Raw genomic sequence first — 15,127 nt, 5'->3', positions numbered from 1 at the left:
CAGCCTCAAAAACCTCAAGAAAACAACCATGCGATCAAAAATTGAACTCCATGTCGCCTCATGCTAATTTAGAGCAAGGTTTAATCACTCATGGAGGATAAGATGAAAGTTAGCGACCTAAAAAGGCTTTTTGTTGAATTGATTGCTAATAATGATTTGGTAAAAAATTCTGTAGATGTAAACGGGTTAGCCTCAAGCTTGCATGGTTTACTGGGCGAAATGGGCGAAGAGCAAGAGGTCACAGCTGAATTAATAGTCCCTGTGAGTAATATTTTAAAAAATTTCTGGTCTTGGGTAACTGTAAATTTACCTTATGAGCAATGGTTGAATAGTAAAGAAGTTGAGCCCTGGCTAGCATTTCAAAAGAATCTGGCCCAGGAATATAAGCGTTTAACCGCGGCTCTGGGGCCTGGGCAGACGCCACCTGGGGGAACAATTAGAATGACAGGCGCGCTGGCAGAAGATTTTCATCATCCTATGATGTATCGCATGCTAGAGGAGCGATATGGTCATGCAGGGCCTGCATTGCTCGATTTAAGCAACTTGCTGGCGGTTGTGGTTCGTTCAAGCAGGATGATGGGCTACGCAGACAAAGGTTCTACCGACAATTATCCCTTAAAGCATTTGCAGCAACGAAAGCAGCAATTTCAATCAAGATATGAGATTGGAAAATTTAAGGCGATTTATGCTTTACTCGGTACAGCTTTTTATCTAATCCATCACTACTGTACGGCTGAGCAATTAGAATTATTGCCCTATCTTATTCACTACAGAGCATTAACAACCGATGAGGAACGGCGGTCTGAAACAGCTATAGTAAAATCTATAATAAATAATCCTTTGGACTTTCAAAATTTCTTTCTTGAGCATAAGAATGTATTTGATATAAAAAGCTTTAGAGAGCTAGAAGTCTTATCTGCTGCTAGTGCTCTTGTTCCCTCTTCCAGGGTACAATTTATCGGGGCGATTACCGAGGATAATTGGCTTTATGGTTTTATCCAAAATTGCCGATGTCAGCAGGACGCTAGTCCTAACCTTATTCTAAATTCGTCAATACAATTTCTTGAAACAAAGTTTGCAATGCAAAAAGATCAGTCCTACACCGCTGCCTTGGATTTTTCTTCCACGGCAAAGGCAGAGATGTCCAAAGTGATGATCTCGATGACTGAAGAAGAAATAAGATTAGGAAACTCGCTTCTTCATGCCTTTTGCCTAGGTAAGTATTCCAAGGGTCGGGATGAGGATAAGCGAAGTAAACATAGCTTTCTGTCATTCTCGAGAAAAACAAAATGCGATGCTGCAGACAAAAAGCGAGATGAGATATTGACCGGTGTTCCTGCCAAATTAACTCTCTTTGAAGATTGGGCTTTGCATCAAGGGCGTTTGGATGAGTTGAATACTTATGAAAAAACGATGTCTAATAGATAGCCCGACAGTATAGATGTTGAACCCTTGAGTTCAAGTGGGGAGCAGATGTGTTGGTTCAGGCTTCCCACTCATAGTGGGCTTGCTCAACACCAACCTCAGGACACTCCCCTGGATGTGAGTATTGGTTCACTAATCACTCACTGCCGGGTTAATTGCAGTATATCATTCTGCCAACTAAGGTAAATAACATAATTTGGGCTTTACACATTTTTTTCGTTGGGAGAGCTGCTCGCAAGGCATGTTGCATGGATAGAATGTAGCCCGAATTTCGCTTCGCTGCATCCAGGCTATGGTCTGATCAGAGCAAGAGCAATGAGAGTCATGCACTTCGCAATGACGTTAATCAGTTTGTGGATCCTGATCGATATTGCCATGCACCACCTGATGAATCTTGTTTTCAAGAGAATTAATAAATCGGGTAACCTGTTGGCGTTGTTGCTCTTGTTGCTGTTGGCAGGTTATCAGTTCATGGCTGACATTAAGCGCAGCCAGAAGTAATGCTTGAAATTCATCAAGTTGCTTAAACTTTTTTTTGCTTTGTAAAAGTTGTTCATTCAATTTTTCTGCCGCTTGCTGGAGATTAGCTATCTCAGTATCAGGGCATTTGATTTCATAGGTTTTATTCAGCAACTTTATAGAGCATGGTTTTGAGGTTGTCATTTTATTAGGCCTCTGATATGTGATGCTATTATTAAATAGTAGCAACTTTGGAATGCTCGAGCAAATCGGTTATTATAAGTAATTTGTTTTAATGAGTTTATTATGTCCGCTGAAAATCATCCTATCCATTTACCCGCCTATCAAACCTTCATCGATGTGATTGCGGTATTGGACTTACCCATCTCAGCTAGCGAGCTGCATGGGATAATCTGTGGTTATTTATGCGCGGGTGCGGCTATTGAGGGTGAGTCTTACTTGCGGGCTTTGGCTGTAAATAGGAAAGATGAATCTAGTCGTGCGGCTATCCGGGCTATTTTTGAAGTTTATAATATTTCGCAACATCAACTGGTGAACTTTGATTTTGAATTTCAACTCATGTTGCCTGCAGAGCACGAGCCTTTAATCGATCGCGCACAAGCCTTTAGCGAGTGGTGTGAGGGCTTTACCCAAGGGATGACTATTTCTGGTATTAGCTATGAGCAACTTCAGGAAGAGGAGTCTCAAGAAGCTTTGCAGCATTTACTTGAGTTTGCTCAGTTAGAATATGAGACCTTGCAAGTTGACGAAGAGGATGAAAAAGCCTTGATGGAAGTTAGTGAATATGCTCGTATGGCAGTGTTACGGTTGTACGGTGATTTGGTTGCCAGCGATGGTGAACATGGTTCGGTCAAGACAAAACACTAAGAGCGGTTGATCGATTCTAATTGGATAGGATATTTCGATGATTAGTCAGCAAGAGTATCGGGTGAGACGACAAAAGTTAGCGGCGAGTTTGCCTGCAGATTCAATTGCAGTTATTGCTGCTGCAAACGAATTATTACGTAACGGTGATGCGCATTATCGCTTTCGCCAAGACAGTGATTTTCACTATTTAACGGGTTTTAGTGAGCCTGAAGCACTATTAGTGATTGTGACGGGTAAACCAGAGCGTAGTTATTTATTCAATCGTCCGCGCAATCCCGCAGAAGAGCAATGGACTGGCAGGCGTTTAGGTCAGGAAGAGGCAGGCCAGGTTCTTGGTGTTGATGAGGCCTATCCCATTGAGAGTTTATCCTCCCGCTTACCTGAATTGATGAGTGGAAAAACAGCAATTTACTATTTATTCGGCCGACACCCTGAGGTTGAGAAAGAAATAATGGACGCATTAGAGCAGGTCAAAAAACAGGTCAGACGAGGCCTTAAAGCGCCAGAAGCTCTCTGTGATCTTGAGCCTCTCCTCAGTGAGATGCGACTGTTTAAATCTGAAGCAGAGATCCGCTTGATGCGGCGCGCGGCGCAGATTTCTGTTGCTGCTCATAAACGGGCTATGCGGGCTTGCTCTAAATCAGAAAATGAATGTCAGCTAGAGGCCGAGTTGCTTTATGAATTTACCTATGGTGGCTGTCGTGCAGTAGCCTACGATCCAATCGTTGGCGGCGGGGAAAATGCCTGTGTCCTGCATTATACAGCGAATAATCAGCCGCTGAAAAAGGGCGATCTTCTGTTAATCGATGCTGGTGGCGAGTATGAAAATTACGCCGCTGATATCACAAGGACTTTTCCTGTGAGTGGCCGCTTTAGTGAGGAGCAGCGCGCTATTTATGAGCTGGTGCTAAAGTCACAAAAGGCAGGAATTGCTCTTATCAAACCCGGATTAGCGTGGAATGAAGTACAAAAAACAATAGTGCACATTTTAACAGCAGGTCTCTGTGAGCTAGGATTGTTGCAGGGGAACGTTACGGAGCTCATTGCAGCAGAAGCCTATAAGCCATTTTATATGCATAATTCTGGGCATTGGCTTGGTTTAGACGTGCACGATGCCGGCCGTTATAAAATTAACGGTGAGTGGCGACCGCTGGAAGCCGGGATGGTATTGACGGTTGAGCCAGGCTTGTATATTAGCGCAGGTATTGAAGGGGTAGAGACTCGTTGGTGGAATATTGGTGTTCGTATTGAAGATGATATTCTGGTGACCCAAGATGGCCATGAAAATTTGACCGCTGGTTTGCCGGTAGAGGTCGCTGAAATAGAGGCATTATTGCGTGGCTGATAAACAGGTAGACATTCTAATCATCGGCGGTGGCCTAACAGGCGCTATTCTGCAATTGGCTTTGGCATCTACGGGCTATAGATGTTTAGTTGTCGATGCAAATCCCTTAGATGCCAAGGTCAATCCTGATTTTGATGCTCGTTCTCTGGCTTTGTCTCCAGCTAGTGTCCGTATTTTGCAGATGCTCTCTCTCTGGCCCTTATTAGCCTCAGAAGCGACCGCGATAGCAAGAATTCACGTATCAGAGCAAGGCCGTTTTGGTGGCGCGAATATTAGAGGCAAGCTCGAGCAACCTTTGGGCTATGTGGTAGAAATGCAGCATATCAACCGGGCTATTGATCATGTTGTTGATAAAAGTCATATCCTGGCCTCGGCGCGACTCAGTGCTCTGGATGTGGAGCAAAGACTAGCTACGATTAATACGCCGAAAGGCGAGTTGGCGGTACAGGCTAAGCTGATTGTCGCTGCTGATGGAACTGAATCAGCAGTACGCAAACTGAGTGGATTAACCCTAAAAATTAAAGATTACCAGCAACAAGCATTGGTAACTAATATTGGTTTAGCGCGCTCGCACCACAATATTGCCTATGAGCGTTTTACTACCTCTGGCCCCCTAGCGCTTTTGCCCATGACTGAGCAGCGATCCTCCTTGGTTTGGGCGCTGTCACCGGAAGAAGCAATAAAGCTTCAAGCCCTTGATGAGGCTTCTTTTCTGCATAGTCTGCAAAAGGCTTTTGGCTATCGCCTGGGGCGCTTTATTCGCGTCGGCAAGCGAGTGATTTATCCTCTAAGGCAGGTGACTATGCCGCAAAAGGTTGCCTGGCCTTTAGTCTTCGTAGGGAATGCCGCACATACCCTTCATCCAGTTGCTGGACAAGGGTTTAATCTTGGATTGCGTGATGTAGCGAGTTTGGCACAATGCATTATTCAGGACGGCCTGAGTGAGGCGATGTTGCATAGCTATCAGCAAATGCGGCAGCATGATGAGTGGGCGATTACTCATTTTACCAACGGCTTGATCGACGTGTTTACCAGCCGCTTGCCTGGGATGGCGACGGCACGTAACTTGGGCTTGCTCGCGGTTGATAATTTTGCTGTTCTCAAACGATGTTTGACCCATTATACCCGTGGATTTGCGGGGGTTACCCCTGACTTGGTTTGCGGTATCAGTCTTGATCAGAAGGAGCCTAAATGAGCCAACAATTTGATGTGGCAGTGATAGGTGGCGGTGTAGTCGGATTAACTGCTGCCCTGGCAATGGTTGAACGAGGGTTTTCCGTTGCTCTGATTGATGCGGGCCCTATGACCGTTGATTTAAGTAACCCAGATGCACGCGTGTATGCAATCAATCAAGCTTCGCAGGATTTGTTAACCCAATTAGGGGTTTGGCAGCATCTGCAACCTGAACGTATTTCACCTTATCAACATATGTTTGTCTGGGATGCGGCCAATGGGGCTGATATTAAGTTTGATGCAAGGATGATAGCTGCTAATCATTTAGGCTCAATTATTGAAGAGTCGGTACTCAAAGATGCCCTTTTACATACTTTAAACAAGCACAAAACAGGCTTGACTGTATTTAACAAGACAAAGGTGACCAAGCTCGAGTGGACAGATGACAGCATCAAACTGTCTAGCGATAATCATCAATGGCAGGCGCAATTATTAATGATTGCCGATGGCGCTAATTCGCCTTGCCGGGAATTATTACAGGTTCCTATGACCTCCTGGCCTTACCATCAAGAAGCGCTGGTTGCCCTAGTAAATACTGAGAAAGGGCATCAGCAAACGGCTTACCAAGTGTTCAATCCCGACGGCCCCTTGGCTTTCTTACCTATGGTAAATGAAAAACTTTGTTCCATTGTATGGTCAACAACGGCAACCCGAGCAAAGGAGCTAATGACTCTTTCTGACGATGATTTTAATCAGGAATTAACTAAGGCCTTTGCCGCTAAACTTGGCGAGGCAAGGGTGCTGGGTAAACGTTATCGATTCCCTCTCATTATGCGTCATGCTCAACGTTATGTAGGCACTCGCTGGCTTTTGCTGGGTGATGCGGCTCATACCATTCATCCTTTGGCTGGACTGGGGCTTAATGTTGGTCTGGCGGATGTTGCATCCTGGTTGCACTGTCTTGATAAGGCAAACCGGTTACTCACATCGAAGCGAATCTTAAGCGCCTACCAACGCCAACGGAAATATGAGGTTTGGCAAATTATCGCCTTAATGGATGGCTTTAAGACCTTATTTACTAATCCTCTGACACCCGTTATAGCCTTGCGTGGCTTAGGATTAAGACTTTGTAATGGTTTTTCACCCCTCAAACGCCTGTTTATTGAACATGCAGCAGGCAAGAAAATAGAAACCTATTAATTACCATAGAAAAGTTTTTCTGAATAAGGTATAAACCTAAAGCGCGGTTGTCGCTAATACGGTGAACGCCATTCGATGGCGCTAAAAAGTTAATTAAATACCTGGATGTAAAATGATAATAAAAAAATTACGGGTAGTTGCTTTAGCATGTCTTTTCTCAACCAATGTATTTGCTGGTTCAATGGGATATGAATCGGGTTTTGGTGGTCCTGGTTTTTTTGCAACCTTAAGTTTAGGCCCCGCCTGGGCTCGGCCTGGTGATAGCCAGGTTCTTACCATCCAACCTGATGTTCGCAAAGCGTATGTACCACTCCCTGCTCAGCGCACGATGAAACTAATTACCACTGGAAAAGGAACTGACAGTTTGATTACTGGTGAATTGTTTGCCGGTTATCGTGGTGCAATTAATTCCGTAGTCGAGGGGCAACTTGGTGTCGTTATAGGCGCATCTTCACAGGCCAAGTTGAAGGGAGATGTTTACGAAGACGCCGATCCTCTATTCAATAATTACAATTACTCCTACGGTGTGCGTAATACTCGTATCGCAGTTAAGGCAAAGCTTTTATATGACACTGGCTTTTACGACCTTTATCCATACCTTAGCGCTAACGGCGGATTAAGTTACAACCATGCGTCCGGCTTTTCTATCAATCCCAAAATCTACGAAGAGGTACCCCACCCAATTTTTAGAAATAACAACGAAACAGAGTTTTCTTATGGTTTTGGTGTTGGTTTGGAAGTGGCTCTTGAAACGAATTGGCGGCTTGGTTTGGGTTATGAGTTTCTTGACTGGGGCAAGAGTGCCTTGGGGCCTGCTTTAGATCAAACGGTCGGCGATAAAAGTATACGTTTAGGGGTGTTGCAGGCTCATGAGCTGCTGATAAGCCTGAGTTATGTTGCTTAGAAGAGGTAACACTACATTAGTAAGTAGGTCATCCCAGTCTGTACTGCCATTAAGTTAAGGACGCTATCTCAAAACCGTTCGGGCTGAGGAGGCCTTTAGGCCGTCTCGAAGCCTTGCATAGTAACGCTTAGAGACATCTGCTTACGCACAGACCTTAGCGCGAACGGATGTAAATATCCTTAACTTAATGACAGAACTAGGTGCCAAAGGGTGGTTTATTACTTTCATTAAGGGAATCTAGGATATGAAAAATAAAGATTTAATGCAGAGAATTCTTGGTGTTCTGCTTTTATCTCTTAATGTGGTGTTGGGTTATGCGGCTATGCCCAAATTTAGCATCACTCCTCTTTCCCCATTACCTCAGGGGCAAATAGCAGGTAATGAAGTAGTGAACGTAGCCTATGTTGTTACTAATAATACTAAGGATCCAAGAGTTCTGACAATGTCGCCTATAACTGGGATTAATCAGATTACTGCTTTTCCTGGTGCTTGCGCATATCCCTTTTTCCTGAGACATAATGAATCCTGCATGCTTATACTGCAAATTGTTGCTACAGCAACTTATGGCGGTGTGCATTCAAACATAGTTGTTTGTAAAACTATGGGACCAGGTGATAATCGCCCTGATCCCTTCCTTTGTTCGCAAACTGATCCGAGTCAAGGATTACAGTTCAATTTAGGCCCGTCTCAGCCAGCTACTATAGCTGCGAATCCTTCACCTCCTAGTGAGCTGTTATTTAGTATAATTGCCGGTGGTGCAGTGACGGTTACTAATACTAGCCAAAATTTCACGGCGCAAAATATAACAGGTTCTCTCCCAACGAATCCTAACTTTACAGTCTCGTCACAATGCCCTGCGAACTTGCTGCCAAATCAAAGCTGTCAGGTAATCTATAACTCAGCAGTTGTAGGTACCGCCCAATCGACAATTCAAGGGACAAATACCAATGCGATTACGGTGTCGATGGAAGCTGTAAAGCCAACTATCGCAGTTACTGCGCCACCGACTTTTATTGTAGGAAATGGTGGATTACCAGGCTCAACTAGCGGGCAAATAATCGTAACAAATACAAGTCTTAATGGTGCCTCTGCAGACAATGTGACCGCCACGATAACTTCTGGGCCCTTCTTTGTCGTTGCTAGTACCTGCGGCGGTATAATACCTCCAGGTAGTTCTTGTACGATTACTGTCAATACCAATACCAATGCTCCAGTGGTAAACGGGACAGCCATAGTTAAGGGGCTAAATACTGATCCCACAACTATTAATTTAACCGCTCAGCAAACAACGATTACAGCTTCTCCGGCAAGTGCTTCTATTGCAGTTGGGCAGGAGCAAGACATCACTATCAATAATGTGCCTCCTGTCGCAGGGAATGCCTTAAATGTGCAGCCGCAAATTCCGCAAGGAGCCCCCTTTACCTTCTCATCGACTACTTGTTCAAATTTTGCAAGCAGCTGTACGATAAAGTTTAAGGCTACAGCGCAGACAACAAGCCCGGTAACAATTCCTATCGCAGGTTCCAACACAACCACCACTAGCGTGTCATTGTCAGCAGTAATGCCAACAATTAGTGTTTCTCCTACAAATGTGTCTCTTGTCAATGGGAATTCAGTAGTTTTAACCGTAACGAATACCTCTGCTGTGGCAATTCCTGGTGGCGTGAAAGCGACTCTCCTACCACCGCTGTCAGTTTCTGCTACTACTTGCTCAGGTCCTTTGGCTGCTAGCCCTGCGAGCTGCACAATCACTATTCTGGCTGCCACCGGTCAGGCAACAACTTCTCAGTCAGTCCTTATTCATGGAACTGATACAAACAGGGTGGGAGTGCGTATCAACGCAGGTCCAGCCGTGTTGAGCTTGAATCCTTCGACTGTAATTGCTTCTGCCGAACCTATCCCTCCTTATGCTATAGGGTCTACTTCCGTATCGAATACCTCTGCCGGAGGCAATGCTGTAAATGTAGCAGCAACTATCCCTGCTTCGGCGAATATCTCTGCAACTAGTTGCTCTGCAATATCTCAAGCAACACCCTGTACGATGAATTTTAACTATTCTTCCTTTTCCTTGACAGGATTGCAGACAGCTGTGCAAGTTCCGATTCAGGGTACTAACACAACCACTGCTAATCTTTATATTGCTCCGTACTCAATTTCCGTTTCTCCTTCATCAATTACCATTGGGGCAAGTAATCCTGGAACAGTAACAGTAACTGCTTCAGGTCTGTCAATAACAAAAGGGGGCTTTCAAGGAATGATGATCGGTATACCTCCAGGTAGCACCATTACTGTTGCTAATAATGGTTGTGCGACGGGTATTGCCTGGAGCGGCCCTAGCACTGGTAGCTGTACTATTGAATTCATTGGTGGGCCTTTAGTTGAAACCCAGGTAATTACACTCCAGGGGCTAACGAGTGCTGGTGTTACAGCAACTAATCCCACTAGCTTTACAGCCGTTTCAGGTGGTCAAAGTACTGCGCTAATAGGTTTTTCAGGTTCCTCGTCACCTACTACCACTGGTACTATTGATGTGGATTCATCAGGTGGCGGCACCTTAACCTTGCAAATCGTAAATAGCTCTACTACTACCCCCTCGCCTACAACGGACAACATTACTGCCACACTACCTTCTACCTGGACGGGTGTTACAGCAACATACTCTTCGGAGTGTTCTAGCTTGGCTGTTGGCTCTTCACCAACGCCTACTTGTACTATTAACCTCACCTCATCAACACCAAATCTTGCTGGTGCGGTGACAATTAGTGCAGATAACACAAATATTCTGACCGCCAATGTTGCCTTCCAATCAGGTGGCGGGCTTATTTACGATCTTAGTAACGGAGTTAGTGTAGTTGATCTTAATGATTCATCTGCTAGCCCGCTTGCCTGGGGGGGGTATCTAGATACTCTAGCCACATCAAAAACAGATGGCGCATCTAACCAGGTATTAATTCTTGCCGCAGATCCAACAGCACCAGCGGCTGCATTCTGTGAGAGCTATCCAGGTTCATTTGAAACGGATTGGTATTTACCAGCAATCCAAGAGCTCGCTACGATCTATTCAGGCTTGGCTACACTTGGCTTTGGAAATTTTGCTTCAACTTTTTACTGGAGCTCAACACAAAGTGATATTGGCAAAGCTTGGTATTACAACTTTACGACTGCCACGAATGGGGCTAACGTTGATTATAAAGATATCGCCTATAACATAAGGTGTGTGCGAAAGGCTTAGAAGAGGATAAATAAGAGCTGATAACAAGAAAAGAGTTTTAAAGTGTAAGTTTGGGTATTTCTTATTTAATATCGTATGAATAGGAAAAAAACATGGAAACACAGGAAACGAACTCAAAGCAAAAATCAGTCAAGCTTGATTTACTGAAATCAATGCTTGCCCCGCTTATCGAAAAGGGTTTAATCATAGCCTTTTCTGGCGGCGTTGATAGCGGCTTTCTTCTATGGGCGGCTATTAGAACTTTAAAAACCTCACATAGAAAAGGGCGCGTCTTAGCCTTGCTTTCTGTAAGTCCCCGCGTAGCCTTATGGGAAATTGAGAGCGCAAAAGACTTTAGTAAAACTATTGGCGCGGAACTTTTAATCGTTAATAGTGATGAGATTAACGCTAAAAATGATAGTAAACATTGCTGTTTCTGCAAAACAGAACTATGTAATCTGGCAAGAAAAGAAGCAATAAAAAGAAGTTATCAAGCAATTGCCTATGGCTATAATGCAAGTGATCGAAGGGATAGCCGCCCGGGTCATCTAGCTGTCCAAGAATCCAATATTTACTCTCCCTTAGAACAGGCAGGCTTAGAGAAAGCTGATATAAGGGAGTTTGTGCGAGAACTAGGATTTAATTTGGCAGATAAACCTACAAGCCCCGGCTTAGCTTCACGTATTGTCACAGGGGTAAGAATTTCAGAAGAAAAATTACAGCATATTCACGAAATGGAAAGTTTTCTAAATGGCCAAGGTTTTTCGCTTTATCGTGTGCGTGTTCACGAGGAAAGCTATCCTTCTGAACCCTCGATAACTAAGCGGTATTTTCGAATAGAAGTTGCCCCTGAGGAAATGTCAGCTATTTTGCAAATACGTGATTTATTGGTCAAAAAAGCTCGAAATTTAGGTTATCGCTGGGTGAATCTGGATTTAGCGGGTTATAAAGACATCATAAATGAGTCCTCTGGCAACAGTACCCCCTAAGGTTGACAACAGACCCTAATCAAAAACCCCTAAACTGTGCTAAAATGTGGCTCAATTTTAAACATGAAAATTTAACAGGTTGAGTCTTGGTGTTATTTTTGAATAATTGGCGACTAATTCTGTTTTGCGCAGTGACTATTTATAGCATTCCAATTCATGCTGTAACTCCGCCACTGCCTAATACACCCGCAGAGTCGACAACACTTTACCGCTGGGTTGACAACCCCGCAGAGGAAGCTTCGCAAGTTGCTGAGGCAGCGGCGCGATTACAAAAAGCCATTACTAATCCTGAATACATGTTGCATAACTGGATCGATTTACCAACTTCTCCCGATGTACGTCACAAGAAAGTACAACAGCTGAGCTTACGCGAAGCCATTTTGCTCAGCTTGCGTTACAACCCTAATATCCAGAATGCCGAACTTGATCGGATTATCCAGCGTTATCAATTGCGTTTGGCACATAATGAATTCGAGTTGCAATATGCCCTCGGTGGTTCGGCTGCAATAGAAAGAAGCCGCTATAGCGGAGTTGGCTCAACAACGAATAAGAGTTATATGGCCACGCCAGAGTTTAATATGAAAACCAAGCTAGGAACAAAAATTGGTTTAAATATTGATAATAATGTCTCCAACTATAATAGCTATGCCCCCGTGCTCAACTTCTCCGTGAGTCAGCCCTTATTGCGAGGTTTTGGCAAGGCAGCAAACGAAGCTGGCTTATTAGATGCTATCGATAACGAATGGCTAAATAAGCTAAATTTACAGCAGGCGGTTATCGATCAGATTACCCAGGTGATAAGCGCTTATCGCGCCTTAATCCTGAGTGCTAATAATTTACAAAATCAAAAACGACAATTAGAAGAAGCACAAAAGACCTATGAAACCAATGAGAAAAAAATTGAAGCGGGACAATTGGAACCGACGGGTAATATTCAGCAGTCCTATCAAATTGAATCGCTTAGCCTGATGGTCGAGCAAGCTGAAAATGATTTCAAGACAGCTGCTCAGGATTTATTACAAACAGTAGGCCTTGACCCCAAAATGCGCCTTGCGGTACCTAGTGATGTTGTGATGGATAAAATTACTGTGCCCAAGCTGCAAGAGTCTATCGACTGGGCTTTGCAGCATAATGTCCAATACCTTGCCCTCAAAATGCAGCAGCGTGCTGATGAGCGAGCTTATAAGGTGGCAAAAAACCAGCAGCTATGGCAATTGGATGTTGGTGGCAATATACAAAGTGGTCGGGTAAGCGATGTGGATGGTAATCATGGTTTACCCGCTATTTATAATGGTCAGAATATTAATCACACTGCGCGGGTCACCTTAACCGTTCCCCTACATGATATTACTCGAAGAAATCAACTAATCTCTGCTAAGGTGAAACTGGAAAAAGATCGCTTAAACCTTATTGCGGCTAAGCGAGCCTTGGAAACAACGATTACTAATACTATAAATAGCATTGAAAGTCTGGCAAAACGTTATCAGCTTGCGGAAAAACAGGTGACATTGGCAGAAAAATCCTACGAATTGGAAAAGAAAAAACAGCAAGCCGGGATTTCTAGTGCTTTGGATGTTAACAATACGCAGAATCAATTGATTCAGGCACAAATGGGTTTAATCAGCGCCAAGATTGCCTATTTGAATCAGTTATCCATTCTTGATCGTATTTTAGGAAAGACTCTTGAACATTGGCGAATCAAACTCAGGTACGGCGAATGAAGAACCTAGCTCTATTAATTTTTATTAGCTTATGCTTGCTTAGCGCTTGCAGCAGTCCTGTTGATCAGAAAAAAAACCAGACCCAAACCTATGTCGTTAAAACAGAGTCCATGCACAAAAATCTGTTTTTTACGGGTACGATCCAGCCCCTGCATGAAAGCACGCTAACCAGCCCAATGGATGCCATCGTTGAAACGATGCATTACCATTATGGCCAGCAAGTGAAAAAAGGTGAGGTTGTTTTTACTTTAAATTCCTCAGAATTACAAAAACAATACAACGATATCCTGACTGAATATCTCAAAGCCAAAGATAGCTACACCATTGCCCAGGCAAAATTCACCGGGACACAAGATCTCTGGAATGCTGGTTTATTATCCAAAAATAATTTTTTGAGTGAAAAATCAAGTTTGGCGACAGCTAGAGTCAGTTTGATGCAAGCAGCGGGCAGACTCACGGCAATGTTGGAAAAGATGGATGATAAGGGTGCGCAAAATCTGTCGAAATTAAGCATCGCCGAATTTGATAAGGTCAGACAAGCCCTAACTGGCAACCATAACCTGATCAAGCTAAAAGCACCTGGTGATGGGGTAATACTCTATCCACCAAAATCGGGGGAGGACAAGCCGGGTAAATTGAGCGTGGGTTCAGCCTTGAAGTCAGGACAGATTGTAGCCTTAGTTGGCGATTTATCGGGGGTGAGTGTTGAAATTGATATACCAGAAATTGATATTGATAAAATTCACACTGGAATGCGCGCAAAGGTAACAGGTATTGCCTTAGGCAAACATGTCCTAGAGGGGGAGCTTGTTGCTGTGAATGCCCAGGCCTCATCCCATTCAGGTAGTAATTTGCCCTCATTCAGCGCTGTTGTAGAGGTCAAACACCTTAATGAGCTTCAGCGTCCCTGGGTTAAGGTTGGAATGAGCGCTTCTATCGAAATCGAAATTGATAGCGATAAACAACTTCTAGTCCCAATTGCTGCGCTAAAGCAGGAAAAAGGGCGCTCGATAGTTAAGCTGCAAACGAAGGATGGTTCAACAGATACTCGCATTGTCTCAACAGGCGCCGCCTTAGCGGATAAGGTTGTCATTGCCGCAGGACTACGGGCAGGGGATGTGGTGGTTTATGACTAATCAGTCATTGCTAGACCTGCACGATATTGCCAAGATTTATCAGATTGGCGATCAGCGAACCAAGGTTTTAAAAGAGGTTTCCCTTAAGGTTAACGAGGGTGACTTACTTGCAATTGTTGGTTCTTCAGGTTCTGGGAAATCAACGCTAATGAATATTATTGGTTTGCTTGATAAGGCTGATGGCGGCCATTATTTATTACAGGGGCGTGATATAGCCGGCTTGGATGATGATGCGCTGGCTGCTTTGCGAAATCAGATGATTGGCTTTGTCTTCCAACAATTTAATTTGTTACCACGTTTTAATGCTAGCCAGAATGTTGCTCTACCCCTAATTTATCGCAATGTCCCGCAAGCAGAAATTAAAGAGCAGGTACACCAGGCTTTGGCTCGCGTCGGGATGGCTGCCTATGGAGAACATAAGCCAACGCAGTTATCAGGTGGTCAGCAGCAACGGGTTGCAATTGCCCGTGCTCTGGTTGGCGAACCGAGGGTCATTTTAGCTGATGAGCCCACGGGGGCGCTCGATTCGCGCACTGGCGCAGAGGTAATGAATTTATTTTTAACTCTGCACCAGGAGGGGCGCACCATTATTATGGTTACTCATGATGAGCAGGTCGCTGCACAATGTGTGCGCCGTATTACTCTGGCTGACGGCCAGATTATTGCAGAGAGCTGA

At 44.2% G+C, this 15,127-nt stretch carries 12 protein-coding genes and 1 other RNA gene; 11 read left to right on the top strand and 2 right to left on the bottom strand.

Annotated elements, in window-relative coordinates; genetic code table 11:
• Nucleotides 1-102: 102 nt before the first annotated feature.
• Nucleotides 103-1,428 (top strand): hypothetical protein, encoded by a 1,326-nt coding sequence (locus BN1094_RS01885; RefSeq protein ID WP_043872721.1) that lies wholly within the window; start codon nt 103-105, stop codon nt 1,426-1,428.
• Here BN1094_RS01885 and ssrS read toward each other — a convergent pair.
• Both ssrS and BN1094_RS01880 read right to left on the bottom strand, forming a co-directional pair.
• A non-coding RNA gene (gene ssrS / locus BN1094_RS19105) (6S RNA) lies at nt 1,423-1,581 on the bottom strand. The genes BN1094_RS01885 and ssrS overlap by 6 nt on opposite strands.
• 186 nt (nt 1,582-1,767) lie before the next feature.
• Nucleotides 1,768-2,088, bottom strand: a complete 321-nt coding sequence (locus BN1094_RS01880; RefSeq protein WP_043872720.1) for a cell division protein ZapA — start codon at nt 2,086-2,088, stop codon at nt 1,768-1,770.
• A 102-nt stretch (nt 2,089-2,190) separates the two neighbouring features.
• Between BN1094_RS01880 and BN1094_RS01875 the strand changes: the two genes are divergently transcribed.
• The 10 genes from BN1094_RS01875 to BN1094_RS01830 all read left to right on the top strand — a co-directional run bounded on the left by BN1094_RS01875 (nt 2,191) and on the right by BN1094_RS01830 (nt 15,127).
• A complete protein-coding gene (locus BN1094_RS01875; protein ID WP_043872719.1) occupies nt 2,191-2,772 on the top strand; it encodes a UPF0149 family protein in 582 nt (193 codons plus the stop codon).
• A 37-nt stretch (nt 2,773-2,809) separates the two neighbouring features.
• Nucleotides 2,810-4,117, top strand: a complete 1,308-nt coding sequence (gene pepP, locus BN1094_RS01870; protein ID WP_043872718.1) for a Xaa-Pro aminopeptidase — start codon at nt 2,810-2,812, stop codon at nt 4,115-4,117.
• Complete coding sequence (locus BN1094_RS01865; protein ID WP_043872717.1) at nt 4,110-5,312, top strand: FAD-dependent monooxygenase; 1,203 nt, start codon at nt 4,110-4,112, stop codon at nt 5,310-5,312. Before pepP ends, BN1094_RS01865 begins: the two co-directional genes overlap by 8 nt.
• The gene (locus tag BN1094_RS01860; RefSeq protein WP_043872716.1) at nt 5,309-6,490 is read left to right on the top strand and encodes an FAD-dependent oxidoreductase; all 1,182 of its coding nucleotides are present in this window, start codon (nt 5,309-5,311) and stop codon (nt 6,488-6,490) included. The genes BN1094_RS01865 and BN1094_RS01860 overlap by 4 nt, the downstream gene beginning before the upstream one ends.
• A gap of 112 nt (nt 6,491-6,602) precedes the next feature.
• Nucleotides 6,603-7,394: an outer membrane protein gene (locus tag BN1094_RS01855; protein ID WP_052403077.1), complete on the top strand. Its 792-nt coding sequence runs from the start codon at nt 6,603-6,605 to the stop codon at nt 7,392-7,394.
• 244 nt (nt 7,395-7,638) lie between these two features.
• Entirely contained in the window at nt 7,639-10,626 is a 2,988-nt protein-coding gene (locus BN1094_RS01850) for an Lcl C-terminal domain-containing protein (RefSeq protein ID WP_043872715.1), read from the top strand.
• A 92-nt stretch (nt 10,627-10,718) separates the two neighbouring features.
• Nucleotides 10,719-11,594 (top strand): ATP-dependent sacrificial sulfur transferase LarE, encoded by an 876-nt coding sequence (larE, locus tag BN1094_RS01845; protein ID WP_043872714.1) that lies wholly within the window; start codon nt 10,719-10,721, stop codon nt 11,592-11,594.
• 89 nt (nt 11,595-11,683) lie between these two features.
• Nucleotides 11,684-13,315 (top strand): TolC family protein, encoded by a 1,632-nt coding sequence (locus tag BN1094_RS01840; RefSeq protein WP_425411899.1) that lies wholly within the window; start codon nt 11,684-11,686, stop codon nt 13,313-13,315.
• On the top strand, nt 13,312-14,451 hold the full coding sequence (locus BN1094_RS01835; protein ID WP_043872713.1) for an efflux RND transporter periplasmic adaptor subunit: 1,140 nt from the start codon (nt 13,312-13,314) through the stop codon (nt 14,449-14,451). Before BN1094_RS01840 ends, BN1094_RS01835 begins: the two co-directional genes overlap by 4 nt.
• Nucleotides 14,444-15,127, top strand: coding sequence for an ABC transporter ATP-binding protein (locus tag BN1094_RS01830; protein WP_043872712.1), 684 nt, complete (start codon nt 14,444-14,446; stop codon nt 15,125-15,127). Before BN1094_RS01835 ends, BN1094_RS01830 begins: the two co-directional genes overlap by 8 nt.

This window comes from Legionella massiliensis (assembly GCF_000756815.1).
In the GTDB taxonomy this organism is placed as follows: domain Bacteria; phylum Pseudomonadota; class Gammaproteobacteria; order Legionellales; family Legionellaceae; genus Tatlockia; species Tatlockia massiliensis.
Note: the sequence above shows the minus strand (reverse complement) of the source record. Positions and strands in the feature narration are given on the sequence as shown.